This window comes from Pelomonas sp. BJYL3 (assembly GCF_027257975.1).
Lineage (GTDB): Bacteria > Pseudomonadota > Gammaproteobacteria > Burkholderiales > Burkholderiaceae_C > Roseateles_B > Roseateles_B flavus.
In genome coordinates this window covers 81,806-97,749 of record NZ_JANZKX010000009.1, presented here as the reverse complement: position 1 = coordinate 97,749, position 15,944 = coordinate 81,806, and the positions used below count along the sequence as shown (strand labels likewise).

The following is a 15,944-nucleotide window of genomic DNA, read 5'->3' as shown; positions in this document are numbered from 1 at the left end:
TGCAAATCGCGCGATTTTAGCCGCCAGTTCAGGTCCGCCCCTCGGCGTTCCCCCGCATGCCAGGGCGCGAGCACCAGCCGCTGGCGCCATGCCGAACCTGCTCAAATCTTGAGCAGCGCAAGACATCTGCAATGACATCAAGGACTTAGCGCGGCTTTCTCCAGCGGACTCACAAATTTATCCACAGCCGCTGGGGATGTCTGCCCAGTCCATGGCGCCATCAGCGGCGGCCCGCTAGGCCACCGGGCGGCCTGCCTGCGTCCTGTATGTCCCCCATTTGGAGCACACGCCCGGCCTTGATCTGCGCACACCCAGGCTGCGGCGGGCTTGACTTATCCCCACTGTCCCAGGGCGGCGTTCCAGAAAGAAACAAGACACCGCCATTGGCAGGGCAGAGGCCGCGCCTGGCCCAAAGCGCGTGCAAGTCATTGATTCATATGACCGTCATCGAAGTGCAAAAATTTGAGGCAACCCAGCTCCGCCGTCGATGAATCAAGCATTTAGGGCTCGGGGACCCAGCTTCTCCACAAACTTATCCACAGCATCGGTGGACAGCTTTCATTAGTCCTGTTTAATCAATGACTTGGACACCATCCCTCCAAGATACTTGAGCTCAATGCGCCAAGTTCTGTGACCAGCCCCTCCGGCGCAGGGGCTCAAAGAGCCCCGCCGTTCGGCGCCATGGCTGCCGCCAATTGACACAGCGCTCGAAGCGCCGTCGGGCTTATCCCCAATGGCGGGCATCTGGCCTTCTGCGCGAGCGCGCCGCAGCGGCCACTCCAGAGCCTTCGCAAGCCATTGATCCATATGGATTTTTTTGACATCCCGGGCAAATGCAGGCCGGACGGCGGCTTGGTCAATGGCATTCAGGGCTTCTTTTCCCGCCTTTTTCCCACAAACTTATCCACAAGCCTGGACCTCATTTTTCCCTGTGCTGGCAAGCGCTTGCGCGCGCAAGCTGAAGCGGCTTGGCACATGGCCCGGAGGCCCTCATGGCCCTGTCGGGCGGCGAGGCGCTACAGTCGAGTCTGACGGTGACTTGCCGTCGCGACCGAAGGACCGGACCTTGGCAACTCCAAATTACTCCTACGAAAAACGCCAGCGCGAGTTGGCCAAGAAGCGCAAGGCCGAAGAAAAAGCCGCTGAAAAGAAGGCCCGCAAGGCCCAGGGCCGCGGCGACGAGACCTCGCACGGCGACGACGCCGGCCCGGCCAGTCCCGAGGCCGGCCAGGCCCCGTCCCAGGAGGCCTGAGCCAGGCGCCGGCAATCCGGCGCCGAGGCCCTAAAATCCCGCCTCTTGCGTGGCCCCTTTGCGCCGCGCAGCTACCCTGCACGCCATGACTCGCAAGCTCTTCGTCACCACTGCCCTGCCCTACGCCAATGCGAACTTCCACATTGGCCACATCATGGAGTACACCCAGGCCGACATCTGGGTCCGCTTCCAGCGCATGATGGGCCAGGAGGTGCATTTCGTCTGTGCCGACGATGCCCATGGCGCGCCGATCATGATCGCCGCCGAGAAGGCCGGCAAGACGCCGCAGGACTTCGTGGCCGGCATCGCCGCAGGCCGCAAGCAGTACCTGGACGGCTTCCACATCAGCTTCGACAACTGGCACTCGACCGACGGTGCCGAGAACCACGAGCTCTCCCAGTCCATCTACAAGGCCCTGCGTGCCAAGGACCTGATCGCGGTGAAGACCATCGAGCAGTTCTTCGACCCGCAGAAGGCCATGTTCCTGCCGGACCGCTTCATCAAGGGCGAGTGCCCCAAGTGCGGCGCCAAGGACCAGTACGGCGATTCCTGCGAGGTCTGCGGCGCCGTCTATACGCCCACCGAGCTGAAGAATCCCTTCTCCGTGCTGACCGGCGCCACGCCGGTGATGAAGAGTTCGGACCACTACTTCTTCAAGCTCTCGGACCCGCGCTGCGTGGAGTTCCTCGAGCAGTGGACGCAGACCCCCGGCCGCCTGCAGACCGAGGTGCTCAACAAGATCCGCGAGTGGTTCGCCAAGGACGAGAACGGCAACGGCGGCCTGGGTGACTGGGACATCAGCCGCGACGCGCCCTACTTCGGCATAGAGATCCCCGATGCGCCGGGCAAGTACTTCTACGTCTGGCTGGACGCCCCCATCGGCTACCTGGCCTCGCTGAAGAACTACTTCGGCAAGCTGGGCCGCGACTTCGACGCCTTCATGGCCGACGAGGCGGTGGAGCAGATCCACTTCATCGGCAAGGACATCACCTATTTCCACACCCTGTTCTGGCCGGCGATGCTGCACTTCAGCGGCCGCAAGACGCCCAACCACGTGCACGTGCACGGCTTCCTGACCGTCAACGGCGGCGAGAAGATGAGCAAGAGCCGCGGCACCGGCCTGGATCCGCTCAAGTACCTGAGCTTGGGGCTGAACGCCGAGTGGCTGCGCTACTACCTGGCCGCCAAGCTCAACAGCAAGGTGGAGGATCTGGACTTCAATCCCGAGGACTTCGTCGCCCGCGTCAACTCCGACCTCGTCGGCAAGTACATCAACATCGCGTCGCGCGCGGCCGGCTTCCTGTCCAAGCGCTTTGACGGCCGCCTCTCGGCCGATGTGGGCGTGGAGGGCCGCGCCCTGCTGGACGGCCTGCGCGCGCATGCCGGCACCATCGCCGAGCTCTACGAGACCCGCGAGTTCGGCAAGGCCCTGCGCGAGATCATGCTGCTGGCCGATCGCGTCAACGAGTACGTGGACCAGAACAAGCCCTGGGAGCTGGCCAAGCAGGAGGGCCAGGACCAGGTGCTGCAGGACGTCTGCAGCGTCTGCATCGAGGCCTTCCGCCTGCTGTCGGTCTACCTGAAGCCGGTGCTGCCGGCCCTGGTGGCCAAGGTCGAGACCTTCCTGAAGGTCGAGCCCATGCAGTTTGCCGACGCCCAGCGCGCTCTGGGCGCCCACCAGATCGGCAACTACGAGCACCTGATGCAGCGCGTCGACCCCAAGCTGCTGGAGGCCCTGTTCGAGCCCCCTGCGGCACCGAAGGTCGTGCCCGGCGGTGAAGACCTGGCCCCCGAGATCAAGATCGACGACTTCAGCAAGGTCGATCTGCGCATCGCGAAGATCGTCAAGGCGGAGCTGGTCGAGGGCTCGGACAAGCTGCTGCGCCTGACCCTGGACGCCGGCGAAGGCCGCCTGCGCAATGTCTTCAGCGGCATCCGCAGTGCCTACAAGCCCGAGGACCTCGAAGGCAAGCTGACCGTCATGGTGGCCAACCTGGCCCCGCGCAAGATGAAGTTCGGCGTGAGCGAGGGCATGGTGCTGGCCGCCAGCCATGCCGATGAGAAGGCGAATCCCGGCATCTTCGTGCTGGAGCCCTTCCCCGGCGCACAACCGGGCATGCGGGTGCGCTGAGCCCGCGGGCTTCGCCGCCAAGGGGCTGCTTCGGCAGCCCTTTTTGCTGGCCGCGCAAGGCGGCCCCACAATCGGGGCGTGGACCCCCAACGCATCCGCCTGCTGCGATTGGCCGCGCCGAGCCGGCGCCGGCGCTTCATCGCGCGGCTGCATCACTGCGGGCCGCCTCTGGCCATGAACAAGCCCCCCTCCCGCCACCACCGGAGCGTTCATGTCCCTGCCTCGTCTGCATCCCTTTCGCCCGCGCCTGCTGGAGAGCCTGCGCGGCTATGAGCGCCAGCGCCTGGTCCGCGACGTCGGCGCCGGGCTGACCGTGGGCATCGTCGCCCTGCCGCTGGCCCTGGCCTTCGCCATCGCCTCGGGCGTCAAACCGGAACAGGGGCTGGTCACGGCCATCGTCGCGGGCTTCCTGATCTCGCTGCTGGGCGGCTCCAGCGTGCAGATCGGCGGGCCGGCCGGCGCCTTCATCGTCATCGTCTACGGCATCGTGCAGCGCTACGGGCTGCACAACCTGCTGATCGCCACCATGCTGGGTGGCCTGATGATGCTAGTGCTGGGCGCGCTGCGCCTGGGAGTGCTGGTGCGCTACATCCCCGTGTCCATCGTGATCGGCTTCACCAACGGCATCGCGGTGCTGGTGGCCCTCTCGCAGCTGAAGGACTTCCTGGGCCTGCAGATCCCGCGCATGCCGGCCGACTTCTTTGCCCAGCTGCAGGCCCTGTGGACCCATCGGTCCAGCCTCAACCCCTACGCACCGCTGGTGGGCGCGAGCTGCAGCCTGCTGGTGTTGATCTGGCCCAAGAGCTACACGATGGCGTCGCATGCACGCAGCCCCCGCGAGCGCCTGCATCGCCTGGCCGCCCATGTGCCCGGCACCCTGGTGGCGCTGGTGCTCGCAACGCTGGCGACGAGCCTGCTGCAGCTGCCCCTGGACACCATCGGCAGCCGCTTCGGCGACATTCCACAGGCCCTGCCCCGGCCGGAGTGGCCCGGCCTCAGCTTCGAGGAGGCCAAGCAGCTGCTGATCCCCGCGCTGACCATCGCGCTGCTGGGCTCGATCGAGTCCCTGCTCTGCGCCCGCGTGGCCGACCGGCTCAGCGGCGAGCGCCGCCACGACCCCAACCAGGAGCTGATGGCCCAGGGCATCGCCAATATGGTCGCCCCCCTGTTCGGCGGCATCCCGGCCACAGGCACCATTGCCCGCACCGTCACCAATGTGAAGGCGGGGGCCAGCAGCCCCGTCGCGGGCATGGTGCATGCATTGAGCCTGCTGGTCGTGGTGCTGGTCGCGGCGCCGCTGGCCGCGCAGGTGCCGCTGGCAGCACTGGCCGGCCTGCTGCTGGTCGTGGCCTGGAACATGGGCGAGTGGCATGAGTTCGCTCGCCTGCGCCATTTCAAGCTGCCCTACCGCGCCACCCTGCTGGGCACCTTTTTGCTGACGGTGATCTTCGACCTCACGGTGGCGGTGGAGGCCGGCCTGATGCTGGCCTGCGGCTTCTTCATCTATCGCATGAGCGAGCTGTTCAGCGTCTCGGAGGCGCCACCCGGTACGGCGCTGCCGCCGGGTGTGCATCTGCTGCGGGTCTATGGCTCGCTGTTCTTCGGCGCGGTGGCCAAGGTCGAGGCCCTGGCCGAGCGCCTGCCGCCCGACGCCCGCGTGCTGGCCCTGGACATGCACCTGCTGGTCTCCATGGACAGCACCGGCCTGGATGCTCTGGTCCAGCTGCACCAGAGCCTGGAGCGCCAGGGCCGGCGACTGGTGCTGCTGGGCCTCAATGCGCAGCCGGCCTCCCTGGTCGAGCGCGGAGGCCTGGGAGCGCTGCTGGGCGAGCAGGGACTGTTGCCGGACCTGGCCACACTGCAGGCGACTTTCTTCGAAGCCGTGCCGCAGGCCACGCCTGCGCCGCCCCGGGGCAGCTAAAATGCCGGTTTCCCGCCAGGGCGCCCGCACCGGCTGCCCTGCATCAACCTTCATTGCCCAAGCGCCATGCCTTTGTTCTGGAAGCCCTACAAGTCCGAAGTCACCCAGTTCATCGACGAGCTGAAGGCCAAGAAGCCGACGCTGGAACAGGAACAGCGCGACGGCCGCGCCCTGCTGTGGGACAAGCCCGTGGACCGCGCCGCCCAGGCCGACTACCGCGCTGCCCGCGTGGCCCAGCAGGCCTACGTCTACCAGACCAAGTCCCACTGAAGCGCGCCGCCGTTCACCTGCGCTGACCGGCGAGCCTTCTCTTGAGCGGCCCCAGCACCCCGCCCGATCCCGTCGAGCTGCCCGAGCCGCTCACGGAGGCCGAGCCCAGCCCCGTGCTGCAGACCGTGGACGGCGTGGCCGTGGCCCGCCTGTACGGCGAGCCGCTCTTCGCCCTGCCCCAGGACCTCTACATCCCGCCCGATGCGCTGGAGGTCTTCCTGGAGGCCTTTGAAGGGCCGCTGGACCTGCTGCTGTACCTGATCCGGCGCCAGAACTTCAACATCCTGGACATCCCGTTGGCGGATGTCACCCGGCAGTACCTCAGCTACGTCGACCAGATCCGCAAGCAGAACCTGGAGCTGGCCAGCGAGTACCTGCTGATGGCGGCCATGCTCATCGAGATCAAGTCCCGCATGCTGCTGCCGCCCAAGAAGACGGACGACGGCGGCGAGCCCGAGGATCCGCGGGCCGAGCTGGTGCGGCGCCTGCTGGAGTACGAGCAGATGAAGCTGGCTGCCGCACGGCTGGACGCCCTGCCCGTGATCGGCCGCGACTTCCTGCGCGCCCAGGTCCACATCGAGCAGTCCCTGACGCCGCGCTTCCCGGACGTGGAGCTGGTCGACCTGCGCGAGGCCTGGCTGGGCCTGCTCAAGAAGGCGCAGCTGAAGCAGCACCACAAGATCAGCCGCGAGGAGCTCTCGGTGCGCGAGCACATGAGCATGGTGCTGCGCCGCCTGCAGGGCCAGCGCTTCGTCGAATTCGAGCACCTCTTCGACACCAGCCGCGGTCCCCAGGTCCTGGTGGTGACCTTCATCGCCATGCTGGAGCTGGCCCGCGAACGCCTGCTGGAGATCACCCAGGCCGAGGCCTTCGCCCCCATCTACGTGCGCCTGGCCTACGAACCGAGCTGACCCTCCCCCCTGAATGACAAAGCCCGCCAGGAGGCGGGCTTTCTTCATGGTGCAGCGGTGGCGTTCAGTGCGCCGGCTGGCGGAAGGTGCTGAAGCTCTGCTCCGGCGTGCGCTGCACCATCTGGCTGACCGCCAGCACGGCCTGGGTGCGCGAGTTGACTCCCAGGGCCTTGAGCACCGCGGCCACATGGTCCTTGACCGTCTCCACCGAGACACCAAGCTCGCGGGCGATGATCTTGTTGGGCTTTCCCTGCAGCAGCAGGGCCAGCACATCGGTCTGGCGCGGGGTCAGGGAGAGGTTCTCCAGCCCGGCCTGCATCTGGTACTCGGAGGCCGTGGCCAGCTGGGAGATCTGCTGCAGGCGGGCCGCCTGGCTGTTGACCTCGGGAGCGGCCGGCGCGGGGGCCTCGGTGCCCAGGCTCATCGGCGGCACGTAGATGCCGCCCGACATCACCAGGCGCAGGGCCTGGGACAACACCTCGGTGCTGCTGCGCTTGGGGACGAAGCCCATGGCGCCCATGTCGATGGAGCGGATGACGTCGCTGGCGCGGTCCGAGGCCGAGATCACCACCACGGGCAGGGCCGGGTAGACGGAGCGGAACTCCTCCAGCACGTCGAAGCCGCTGGCATCGCCCAGCTGCAGGTCCAGCAGGACCAGGTCGAAATCGTCCTCGTCCTTGAGGCGCTGGCGGGCGGCGGCGGCGGTCTCCACCCCGACCATTTCCACGCCATCGTCCAGGCCCGAGATCACCGTCTGCAGGGCCGAAAGAATCAGGGGATGGTCGTCAATGAGCAGCACCTTCATGCCAGTCTCCTCGCTAGTTCTGTATCAACGCACCCCGCGTGTCGGGGGCGTCGAATCATAGTGGCGGGCCCTGGGCGAGGGCATACCCCTTCCGGGTGGGCGATTCGCAGACTGGGTTCGCCATTCGTATCATCAATATGAATGACGATCATGATTTGAGCCACCCGCACAGGGCTTGCCATTGCTGCAAATCCTTCTCCACCTGACCGGGTGAAATGTCCCAAAGGCTGAGACCGCGGGCCGCCAGCTGCACATAGTGCTGGGTGTCGCGCAGCTCGCCCAGCCAGTCCAGGCCCTCGCCAAGGCTGAGACGGAACTGCTGCAACTGCTGCTGGGACAGCGTCCCCTGCCGCACGCGCATGCCCAGCAGCCCCAGCCGCGGCCGATGGCGCTGCTCGGCGGCCAGCTCCTTCAGGCGCAGCACGAAGGCATGGCAGGCCTGCATGTCGAAGAGGCTGGGCTGCAGAGGGACGAGGATGCGGTCGGCCAGCCCATGCAGCCGCTCCAGGCGCTTGCCGTGCAGGCCCGCCGGCGTGTCCAGCACCACGTGGCTGACGCCCTTGGGCACGCGGGCCACCTGCCTGTCATCGATGTCCAGGGGAAGGATAGGCGGCAGCTGCGTCGGCCGCTGGGCCAGCCACTGCCGGCTGGACTGCTGGACGTCGGCGTCGCCCAGGGCCACCGCATGGCCCTGCCAGGCAAGAAAGCCGGCGATGTTGGTGGCGAGGGTGCTCTTGCCGGCCCCGCCCTTGGGGTTGGCAACCAGGATCACGGGCATGGCATCTCCCTTGACGGCGCTGCTGGGGATGTTAGCGGCGACTTTCCGGCCACGGCAATGCTGACAAGGCCGGAAGTCGTGGCCAGCAGACGCTGCTACCCTTCGCCATGGCTGAAATCCTGTGTCTTTGCGCCCATCCGGACCGCGCCCATTCCCGTGTCAGCGCCCGCCTGATGGACGCGCTGGCCAGCACGCCCTTCCCTCCAGGCAAGCTGGAACTGCGGGACCTCTACCGCCTCTATCCCGACTACGCCATCGACATCGAGGCCGAACAGCAGGCGCTCGCGCAGGCCCGGCTCGTCATCTGGCTGCACCCCATCCACTGGTACGGCATGCCGGCCCTGATGAAGCTGTGGCTGGACGAGGTCTTCAGCTATGGCTGGGCCTACGGGCCGGGCGGCCATGCGCTGCAGGGCAAGGACCTGTGGCTGCTGCTGTCCACGGGCGGCGCCGAGGCGGCCTACAGCCCCCAGGGCCACCACCGCCACGCCTTCCAGGACTTCCTGCTGCCCTACGAACAGACGGCGCGCCTGTGCGGCCTGCGCCTGCTGCCACCCCAGGTGCTGCACGGCGCCCACCGGGCCGACGACGAGACCATTGCCCAGCATGTGCGCAAGGCCTTGCAGCACCTGCTGAACTATCCCCACTGGTGCGGCTCCCAGCGGGCCGAGCAGGAAGAGCTGCCGGCGGGCGAACGCCCGGTGGAGGCGCAGGCATGAGCGCGCCCTCGCACGACCTGCTGCACCTGCCGCTCGTCTTCCTGGGTGCCGCCGTGCTGGCCGTGCCCCTGGCCCGCTGGGCACGGCTGGGCTCCATCCTGGGCTATCTGGTCGCCGGGGTGCTGATCGGGCCGCAAGTGCTGGGCCTGGTGTCTGCACCCGAGACCATCCTGGAGGTGGCCGAGATCGGCGTGGTGCTGATGATGTTCCTGGTCGGCCTGGAGCTGGAACCGCGGCGGCTGTGGCAGCTGCGCCGGCCCATCTTCGGCTGGGGCTCGGTGCAACTGCTGGGATCGACGGCCCTGCTGATGGCCCTGGCCCTTCTGTGCGGCCTGCCCTGGCGCCTGGCCCTGGTGGGCAGCCTGGGCCTGGCCATGTCCTCCACCGCGGTGGCCATGGCCGTGCTGGGCGAACGCAACCTGGGTGGCACGGCCGCCGGCCAGAGCATCCTCAGCGTGGCGCTGCTGCAGGACATCGCCGCCATCCCCATCCTGGCCCTGGTGCCGGCTCTCGCGGGGGCGGATGGCAGCGGCTCGGAGGGCCACTGGCAGGCGCTGAAGGCCCTGGGCGCCATTGCCGTGCTCATCCTGGGCGGGCGCCTGGCCCTGAGGCCAGCGCTGCGCTGGATCGCCGGCAGCGCCACGCCCGAGATCTTCACCGCTGCCGCCCTGCTCCTGGTGCTGGCCACGGCGGCGCTGATGCAGGCCGTGGGGCTGTCGATGGCGCTGGGCGCCTTCCTGGCGGGCGTGCTGCTGGCCGAAAGCGAGTACCGGCACGAGCTGGAGACCGATCTGGAGCCCTTCAAGGGCCTGCTTCTGGGCCTCTTCTTCATCGCCGTGGGCATGGGCCTGGACCTGCAGGTGCTGCTGCAGCAGCCCGGCCTGGTCGCGGCCCTGCTGGCCGGCCTGCTGCTGCTCAAGGGTGCCCTGCTGCTGGGCATGGGCCGGGTCATGGGTCTGCCCCTGCTGGAGCGGCCGGTCTTCGTGATCCTGCTGGCACAGGGCGGCGAGTTCGGCTTCGTGGTCTTCCAGCTGGGCCAGCAGGCCGGGCTGCTGAGCGACGCCCAGGCCTCGGCCCTGGTGGCCGCGGTGGCCCTGTCCCTGGGCTGCACGCCGGCCCTGCTGGCGGCCGCCGACCGCTGGCTGCAGCCCCGCCTGGCCCTGCGCGGCGGGCCGGCGATGGAAGAGCTGAAGGAGCCGCAGCAGGCGCCGGTGATCATCGCGGGCTTCGGCCGCTATGGGCAGATCGTCGGCCGCCTGCTCTATGCCAACGGGCATGAGGCCACGGTGCTGGAGCACGACGCCCACACCGTCGAAGGCCTGCGGCGCTTCGACTGGCGCGTCTTCTACGGTGACGCCACCCGCCTGGACCTGCTCCGCACGGCCGGCGCGGAGACCGCTGCCATCCTGGTGATCGCGGTGGACGACGTGGCGCAGAGCCTGGCCATCGCCGAGCTGGCCCGCGAGCACTTTCCGCAGCTGCAGATCGTGGCCCGGGCCCGCAACGTCCAGCATTTCTACCGCCTGCAGGAGCTGGGGGTCCAGCACGTCGAACGCGAGACCTTTGAATCCGCCCTGCTCAGCGGCCGCAGCGTGCTGGAGCTGCTGGGCGTGGAGCCCGCCATGGCGCGCCGCCAGGCCTGGCGCTTCCGGCAGCACAACGCGGCCCAGCTGCGCCTGATGGCCCGCCACCGCGATGACGAGGACCAGCTCATCGCCATGGTCAAGCAGGGCCGCCAGCAGCTGGAGACCCTGATGGCCCAGGAGCGCGAGGCCCGGGCGCAGGTGCGCCATCGCCAGGGCTGGAACCCCGGTGAGGCCGAGGACGCCCGGCCGGATTGACCCATCGCGGCAGGGCGGCGGCCTTGCGGCGACAATGCGGGCATGTTTGCCCCGTCCCAGATCGAAGTCCGCCGGTTCTTCTGCAGCACCTACGCCAAGTGGCGGGACCGCCTGCCCCTGACGCCCATGGAGACCCTGGCGGCGCAGTGGATCGAGGAACACCCCGAGTACCACGCCGAGCTGGCGGACGAAGAGCAGGCCGTCCAGGCCGTCTACACCGTCGAGGAGGGCCGCACCAATCCCTTCCTGCATCTGTCGATGCACCTGAGCATCAGCGAGCAGCACTCCATCGACCAGCCGCGTGGCGTGCGTCAGGCCCTGGACCTGCTGACCGCGCGCCGGCAGTCCCTGCACGAGGCCCAGCATGTGGCCATGGACTGCCTGGGCACCATGATCTGGGAGTCGCAGCGCAGCGGGCGGCCGCCGGATGGCCACGCCTACCTCGAGGCGCTGCGGCACAAGGCCACGCAGTAGGCCTGCCAGGCGGCCGGAAAAGCAAAAAAGCCACGCGGTGCGTGGCTTTTTTCGTCAGGGGCCGGCTCAGGCCTGGATGGATCCGCCCAGGCTGCTCTTGCGCTCGTTCTTGCCGCTGGCGCCGTAGACGCCACCCGGCTCGGGCGGGATCAGCACATCGATGGCGCGATCCAGGGCCGCATTGGCACGGTTCAGGGACTCGCGCTGCGCCGCCACGCGGCCACCGGCCTGGACCAGACGGTTGCGCAGCTGGGGCGGCACCTTGCCATTGCGGGCGGCTTCCATGAAGCTGTTCATGGCATGGGCCAAGGCCTGGTGCAGGGCCGCGGCATGGGTCTCGATGGCCTGGCTGTCACGGCGCACCAGCGCTTCGCCCAGCAGGTTCAGGCAGTTCTCGACTTCGATCAGCGGCCGCTCCAGATCCTGGCTCAGCGCTTCGGTGTTCTCGGTGGGCGGCAAGGTTTGCATGAGGAGACCCGTCCCTTCAGTGGGCACCAACGCGGCCGACCATTTCCCGGGCATTGGCGATCAGCTTGTCGGCAATGGCATCGGCATTGATGCTGAACTTGCCTTCGCTGATGGCCTGGGAGATGCGCTGCACCTTTTCGGCGTCGAAGCTGCCATCGTCAGGCACACCCTGCAACATAGTGCTTGCGGTGCTGGACAGCGCGATCTTGGCACTGGCTTCCGGGGCATTTTTCACACTGCCTGCCTCGGAAGCACCCTTGCTGCGGCCGGCTTCCGCCGTCGCCGGACGCTCGACGCCCTGGCCGAGGCCAGTGGCAGCGAGCTTGTCAGCGTTTTGACCGATTTTCATGATGTTCTCCAAGGACTGAGCTTGAAACCGCCCAGCCTGTTGGACGGTGTATCGGCCGCGTCCAGGCGGACTTGAGCCATTTCCTCAACGATACCAGCTGAGAGCCCCGAAGACAGGGGGGGCGGGGGTCTAGAGGGTGCATCGTTCACAACAGGACCTCCACTTCCCGCTCCCCGACGGCCCGACCGGTCACGGTGCGGCCGTTCTCGAAGCGAACACGGACATCCTGACCGTCCAGGCCCTGGTTGAGGGCCTGGCCCTCGCCGGCAATGGCAAAACCTGCCCCGCGGGCCGTCACCTTGACCTGCGTGCCCGCGGCAAACCACTGGCGCTGCTTGAGGCTGCCCGAGCGCAGCGCCTCGCCCGCCTGTACCGGCCGGCCGAGGCTGCGGCCCAGCAGCGCGGCGGCGTCGGTGAACACGGCGCCCGGTTCGGCGGCGATGTCCACCTCCGCCAGGCGCAGCTGCTCTGCAGACAGCGCGGTGCCGGCGTCCAGCGGGCCCACGGCCACCAGGGCTGGCGCAAAGACATGCACGGTCAGCGGCAGGGAGACGTTCCAGCGGCTGGCACCCTCCACACAGCGCAGGCCGATGCGCGAGCGTCCCCAGAGCTTCATGCCGGGCAGCAGATAGGGCTCGGCCCGCTGGCAGGGCGCCAGACGCAGGCGCGGATCGGCCTGCCCCAGCTCCACCACCACGCGCGCGGCGGCGCCGAACTCCCTGTTCAGCTGGCTGGCGGCCTGCTGGGCGGTCTGCTGCAGGACCTGGCGCCAGGGTTCCAGCCCCTGCCCCTGCGCTTGAACCTGCGCCTGCGCCCACGGCCCACAGCACAGGCCAAGCAGCAGCGCCGCCAGCCATCGGGCGGTGCGCTGCAGGGATTGAGGCCGATTGAACATGATGGGATGGACTGTAGGCCTCCGCCTGCCGCGCCTTAGCTTCGAAATGAGCAGCAAAGCGCGCTCTTTTCCCGCTCATGTTTGGCGGACCGCCGCCCAACAATGCCCATATCCCGTGCCATGGCGTCGCAAAGCGGCTGGCAAGAGGCCTGCAGGACAGGCCGCCCAGCCCCTCGATACCCGGCCCCGGCAAGGAGTGCTTCCATGATCAACCGCCTCACCGATTCGCTGAACTTCCAGACCCAGGCCCTGGTGCTGCGGGCGGAGCGTCAGCAGCAGCTGGCCAGCAACATCGCCAATGCAGACACGCCGGGCTACCAGGCGCGCGACTTCGACTTCAGCCGCGCCCTGAAGGAAGCCACCGGCGAGATCGGCACCCCGGGCGCCCTGCAGACCACGCAGGGCCGCCACCTCGCCCCGCTGGCCGGCGCACTGAGCCCCACGGGTCGCGAGTTCGCCATGGCGGCCCAGACCAACCTGGACAGCAACTCGGTGGACATGGACCGCGAGCGGGCCAGCTTCGCGGACAACTCGGTGAAGTACGAGGCCACCCTGCGCTTCATCAACAGCAGCGTGCGGACGCAGCTGGACGCGATGAAGTCGCACAACGCCGCCTGAGCCGGCTGAGCTGAAGCACCAGGCAGGAGAGCACCATGTCCATGTTCCAGATCTTCAATGTCTCCGGCAGCGCGGTCAGCGCGCAGAGCCAGCGGCTGAATGTGGTGGCCAGCAACCTGGCCAACGCCGACACCGTGGCCGGCCCCGACGGCCAGGCCTACAAGGCGCGCCAGGTGACCTTCCAGACCCAGCTGATGGGCGCCGGCCAGGACCCCGGCGCGGCCGGCGTGCGCGTGGCCCAGATCACCGAGGACCAGACCCAGGGCCGGCGCGTGCACGACCCCAAGCACCCGCAGGCCGACGCCGAGGGCTATGTGACCTACAGCAACGTCAACAGCGTGGAGGAGATGGTCAACATGATCTCCGCCTCCCGTTCCTACCAGAACAACATCGAGGTCATGACCACGGCCAAGAGCCTGCTGCTCAAGACCCTGCAGCTGGGCCAATCCTGAGCCTGACGAGGTAAACCATGGACTACAGCACCGTGATCGGCAACAGCAAGGTGACCGGCAGCAGCGCCAACACCACGCCCAGCGCCGCCCAGCAGGCCCAGGACACCCAGGACCGTTTCCTCAAGATGCTGGTCGCCCAGATGAAGAACCAGGACCCCATGAACCCCATGGACAACGCCCAGGTGACTTCGCAGATGGCGCAGATCCAGACCGTCACCGGCATCAGCAACCTCAACGACAACATCAAGGCATTGGGCTCCCAGTTCGGCCAGATGCAGGCTCTGCAAAGCGTCAGCCTGGTCGGTCGCGAGGTGCTGGTGCCCGGCAACAAGCTCAGCTGGAACGAGGAGACGGCCAAGGCCCAGGGCTCCTTCGAGATCAGCAGCCCCGCCGATGCCGTCAAGCTGGAGGTGCTGGCGCCGTCCGGCGCCGTGGTCGATACCGTGCAGCTGGGCGCCCAGGGCGCCGGCGTGCACGACTTCGACTGGAGCTCGGACAAGTTCGATGCGAAGTCCGGCGGCTACAGCTTCCGCATCACTGCCAGCAAGGGCGCCAGCGTCCTGGGCAGCACCAGCTATGCCCACGACCGGGTCATGGCCGTCAACACCGCGGGCGGCAAGCTGCAACTGCAGCTGCAGACCGTCGGCCTCGTCGATTACAGCAGCGTCAAACGGGTCGACTGACCCCTCGAGCACTTTCTTTCGAAGGACACATCATGGGCTTCCAGCAAGGTCTCTCCGGTCTCAATGCCGCCAGCAAGAACCTCGAGGTCATCGGCAACAACATCGCCAACGCCAACACCTACGGCGGCAAGTCCTCGCGGGCCGAGTTTGCCGACGTCTATGCCAGCGCGCTCAATGGCGCGGGGCAGAACCCGGTAGGCATCGGCACCAGTCTGTCCGCGGTCTCGCAGCAGTTCACTCAGGGCAATATCAGCACCACCGAGAACCCGATGGACATGGCCATCAACGGCTCGGGCTTCTTCCAGCTCAGTGACGAGAAGAACCCGGTCATGTACTCGCGCAACGGCCAGTTCAAGGTCAGCCGCGACGGCTACATCGTCAACAACGCCGGGCTCAAGCTGCTGGGCTATCCGGCCGACGGCACCGGCGTGATCCAGCCGGGCCTGGCCCAGGCCCTGCAGCTGCCCACCGCCGGCATCACGCCGCAGGTCACCAGCGAGATGTCCATGGAGTTCAACCTGGACTCGCGGGCCAAGAGTACGGCGCCCGGCGGCATCGGCACGGGCATGCAGCTCAACGACCCGGCCACCTACAACAACGCCACCTCCATGACCGTCTACGACGCCAAGGGCCAGAGCGTGGCGCTGACCTTCTACTTCCAGAAGAGCGACCCCACCCCGGCGCCGCCCGATCCCAGCTCGACCACGACCTGGAACATCTACGCCACGGCCAACGGCAAGCCGCTGGAGGTCGACGCCCTGGGCGGTGCGACGCCGGTCGATGCCGACGGCAACCCCACCCTGCCCTACACCACCCTGGTCTTCTCGGCCTACGACGGCTCCAAGCCGGTGAGCCCGACCGACAAGATCAACATGGACATCCCCGTGTCCACCAACTCGGCTGGTGCCGTCACCCTGCCCATCAACGGCATCAAGCTGGACATCCTGAAGACCACCGAAGGCGGCTCCAGCTTCGCCGTCACCGACGTGAAGCAGAACGGCTACGCGCCGGGCCAGCTGGCGGGCATCCAGATCGACAAGTCCGGCATCATCATGGCCCGCTACTCCAACGGCCAGTCCAAGCCGGCCGGCCAGGTCGAGCTCGCCACCTTCCGCAACACGCAGGGCCTGCAGCCGCTGGGCGGCAACGTCTGGGCGCGGACCTACGCCTCGGGCGATGCGGTGGTCGGCGTGGCCGGTGACGGCAACATGGGCGTGCTGCAGTCCGGCGCGCTGGAGGAATCCAACGTGGACATGACGGCCGAGCTGGTCAACATGGTCACGGCCCAGCGCGTCTACCAGGCCAATGCCCAGACCATCAAGACGCTGGACCAGGTGCTGCAGACCCTCGTCAACCTCCGTTGATGCGCTGACCCTG

Annotated in this window: 17 protein-coding genes; 12 read left to right on the top strand and 5 right to left on the bottom strand. The window is 67.7% G+C overall.

The features are described from left to right. The first annotated feature begins 1,066 nt into the window (after positions 1-1,066). The 5 genes from O9Y01_RS22160 to O9Y01_RS22140 all read left to right on the top strand — a co-directional run bounded on the left by O9Y01_RS22160 (position 1,067) and on the right by O9Y01_RS22140 (position 6,485). Entirely contained in the window at positions 1,067-1,252 is a 186-nt protein-coding gene (locus O9Y01_RS22160) for a hypothetical protein (RefSeq protein WP_269633828.1), read from the top strand. A gap of 85 nt (positions 1,253-1,337) precedes the next feature. Next, entirely contained in the window at positions 1,338-3,383 is a 2,046-nt protein-coding gene (metG, locus tag O9Y01_RS22155) for a methionine--tRNA ligase (RefSeq protein WP_269633827.1), read from the top strand. A gap of 211 nt (positions 3,384-3,594) precedes the next feature. After that, positions 3,595-5,304: a SulP family inorganic anion transporter gene (locus O9Y01_RS22150; protein WP_269633826.1), complete on the top strand. Its 1,710-nt coding sequence runs from the start codon at positions 3,595-3,597 to the stop codon at positions 5,302-5,304. A 66-nt stretch (positions 5,305-5,370) separates the two neighbouring features. Next, complete coding sequence (locus tag O9Y01_RS22145; protein ID WP_269633825.1) at positions 5,371-5,574, top strand: DUF3460 family protein; 204 nt, start codon at positions 5,371-5,373, stop codon at positions 5,572-5,574. A gap of 41 nt (positions 5,575-5,615) precedes the next feature. After that, on the top strand, positions 5,616-6,485 hold the full coding sequence (locus O9Y01_RS22140) for a segregation and condensation protein A (RefSeq protein ID WP_430765657.1): 870 nt from the start codon (positions 5,616-5,618) through the stop codon (positions 6,483-6,485). A gap of 64 nt (positions 6,486-6,549) precedes the next feature. On the opposite strand, the gene O9Y01_RS22135 is transcribed toward O9Y01_RS22140, so the two are convergent. Together O9Y01_RS22135 and O9Y01_RS22130 are read right to left on the bottom strand one after the other, a co-directional pair. After that, positions 6,550-7,290, bottom strand: coding sequence for a response regulator (locus O9Y01_RS22135; protein ID WP_269633824.1), 741 nt, complete (start codon positions 7,288-7,290; stop codon positions 6,550-6,552). A 148-nt stretch (positions 7,291-7,438) separates the two neighbouring features. Beyond that, entirely contained in the window at positions 7,439-8,068 is a 630-nt protein-coding gene (locus O9Y01_RS22130; protein WP_269633823.1) for a ParA family protein, read from the bottom strand. A 107-nt stretch (positions 8,069-8,175) separates the two neighbouring features. On the opposite strand from O9Y01_RS22130, the gene kefF reads away from it, so the two are divergent. From kefF to O9Y01_RS22115, 3 genes are read left to right on the top strand one after another with little or no spacing between them, the layout of a single operon-like run. Further along, on the top strand, positions 8,176-8,787 hold the full coding sequence (kefF, locus tag O9Y01_RS22125; protein ID WP_269633822.1) for a glutathione-regulated potassium-efflux system oxidoreductase KefF: 612 nt from the start codon (positions 8,176-8,178) through the stop codon (positions 8,785-8,787). After that, positions 8,784-10,628, top strand: coding sequence for a glutathione-regulated potassium-efflux system protein KefC (gene kefC, locus O9Y01_RS22120; protein WP_269633821.1), 1,845 nt, complete (start codon positions 8,784-8,786; stop codon positions 10,626-10,628). Before kefF ends, kefC begins: the two co-directional genes overlap by 4 nt. Before the next feature lie 42 nt (positions 10,629-10,670). Next, positions 10,671-11,102, top strand: coding sequence for a DUF1841 family protein (locus tag O9Y01_RS22115; protein ID WP_269633820.1), 432 nt, complete (start codon positions 10,671-10,673; stop codon positions 11,100-11,102). Between the two features lie 66 nt (positions 11,103-11,168). Here the strand turns inward: O9Y01_RS22115 and O9Y01_RS22110 are convergent, their stop codons facing one another. The 3 genes from O9Y01_RS22110 to flgA form a co-directional block, all read right to left on the bottom strand. After that, on the bottom strand, positions 11,169-11,570 hold the full coding sequence (locus O9Y01_RS22110; RefSeq protein WP_183105231.1) for a hypothetical protein: 402 nt from the start codon (positions 11,568-11,570) through the stop codon (positions 11,169-11,171). 16 nt (positions 11,571-11,586) lie between these two features. Next, the gene (gene flgM / locus O9Y01_RS22105; RefSeq protein ID WP_269633819.1) at positions 11,587-11,919 is read right to left on the bottom strand and encodes a flagellar biosynthesis anti-sigma factor FlgM; all 333 of its coding nucleotides are present in this window, start codon (positions 11,917-11,919) and stop codon (positions 11,587-11,589) included. 145 nt (positions 11,920-12,064) lie between these two features. Continuing rightward, a complete protein-coding gene (gene flgA, locus O9Y01_RS22100) occupies positions 12,065-12,814 on the bottom strand; it encodes a flagellar basal body P-ring formation chaperone FlgA (protein WP_269633818.1) in 750 nt (249 codons plus the stop codon). 204 nt (positions 12,815-13,018) lie between these two features. Here flgA and flgB point away from each other — a divergent pair, with 204 nt between their 5' ends. From flgB to flgE, 4 genes are read left to right on the top strand one after another with little or no spacing between them, the layout of a single operon-like run. Next, positions 13,019-13,432, top strand: coding sequence for a flagellar basal body rod protein FlgB (gene flgB, locus O9Y01_RS22095; protein WP_269633817.1), 414 nt, complete (start codon positions 13,019-13,021; stop codon positions 13,430-13,432). Positions 13,433-13,467: 35 nt separating this feature from the next. Further along, complete coding sequence (flgC, locus tag O9Y01_RS22090) at positions 13,468-13,884, top strand: flagellar basal body rod protein FlgC (protein WP_183105235.1); 417 nt, start codon at positions 13,468-13,470, stop codon at positions 13,882-13,884. Between the two features lie 17 nt (positions 13,885-13,901). Beyond that, the gene (locus tag O9Y01_RS22085) at positions 13,902-14,567 is read left to right on the top strand and encodes a flagellar hook assembly protein FlgD (protein ID WP_269633816.1); all 666 of its coding nucleotides are present in this window, start codon (positions 13,902-13,904) and stop codon (positions 14,565-14,567) included. A 32-nt stretch (positions 14,568-14,599) separates the two neighbouring features. Then, positions 14,600-15,931: a flagellar hook protein FlgE gene (gene flgE / locus O9Y01_RS22080; RefSeq protein ID WP_269633815.1), complete on the top strand. Its 1,332-nt coding sequence runs from the start codon at positions 14,600-14,602 to the stop codon at positions 15,929-15,931. The last annotated feature ends 13 nt before the right edge of the window (positions 15,932-15,944 follow it).

Excerpts from the sequence above, each read along its gene's own strand:
- metG (WP_269633827.1), top strand. The coding sequence starts at position 1,338 with ATGACTCGCAAGCTCTTCGTCACCACTGCCCTGCCCTACGCCAATGCG.
- O9Y01_RS22150 (WP_269633826.1), top strand. The coding sequence starts at position 3,595 with ATGTCCCTGCCTCGTCTGCATCCCTTTCGCCCGCGCCTGCTGGAGAGC.
- O9Y01_RS22145 (WP_269633825.1), top strand. The coding sequence starts at position 5,371 with ATGCCTTTGTTCTGGAAGCCCTACAAGTCCGAAGTCACCCAGTTCATC.
- O9Y01_RS22135 (WP_269633824.1), bottom strand. The coding sequence starts at position 7,290 with ATGAAGGTGCTGCTCATTGACGACCATCCCCTGATTCTTTCGGCCCTG.
- O9Y01_RS22130 (WP_269633823.1), bottom strand. The coding sequence starts at position 8,068 with ATGCCCGTGATCCTGGTTGCCAACCCCAAGGGCGGGGCCGGCAAGAGC.
- kefF (WP_269633822.1), top strand. The coding sequence starts at position 8,176 with ATGGCTGAAATCCTGTGTCTTTGCGCCCATCCGGACCGCGCCCATTCC.
- kefC (WP_269633821.1), top strand. The coding sequence starts at position 8,784 with ATGAGCGCGCCCTCGCACGACCTGCTGCACCTGCCGCTCGTCTTCCTG.
- O9Y01_RS22115 (WP_269633820.1), top strand. The coding sequence starts at position 10,671 with ATGTTTGCCCCGTCCCAGATCGAAGTCCGCCGGTTCTTCTGCAGCACC.
- O9Y01_RS22110 (WP_183105231.1), bottom strand. The coding sequence starts at position 11,570 with ATGCAAACCTTGCCGCCCACCGAGAACACCGAAGCGCTGAGCCAGGAT.
- flgM (WP_269633819.1), bottom strand. The coding sequence starts at position 11,919 with ATGAAAATCGGTCAAAACGCTGACAAGCTCGCTGCCACTGGCCTCGGC.
- flgA (WP_269633818.1), bottom strand. The coding sequence starts at position 12,814 with ATGTTCAATCGGCCTCAATCCCTGCAGCGCACCGCCCGATGGCTGGCG.
- flgB (WP_269633817.1), top strand. The coding sequence starts at position 13,019 with ATGATCAACCGCCTCACCGATTCGCTGAACTTCCAGACCCAGGCCCTG.
- flgC (WP_183105235.1), top strand. The coding sequence starts at position 13,468 with ATGTCCATGTTCCAGATCTTCAATGTCTCCGGCAGCGCGGTCAGCGCG.
- O9Y01_RS22085 (WP_269633816.1), top strand. The coding sequence starts at position 13,902 with ATGGACTACAGCACCGTGATCGGCAACAGCAAGGTGACCGGCAGCAGC.
- flgE (WP_269633815.1), top strand. The coding sequence starts at position 14,600 with ATGGGCTTCCAGCAAGGTCTCTCCGGTCTCAATGCCGCCAGCAAGAAC.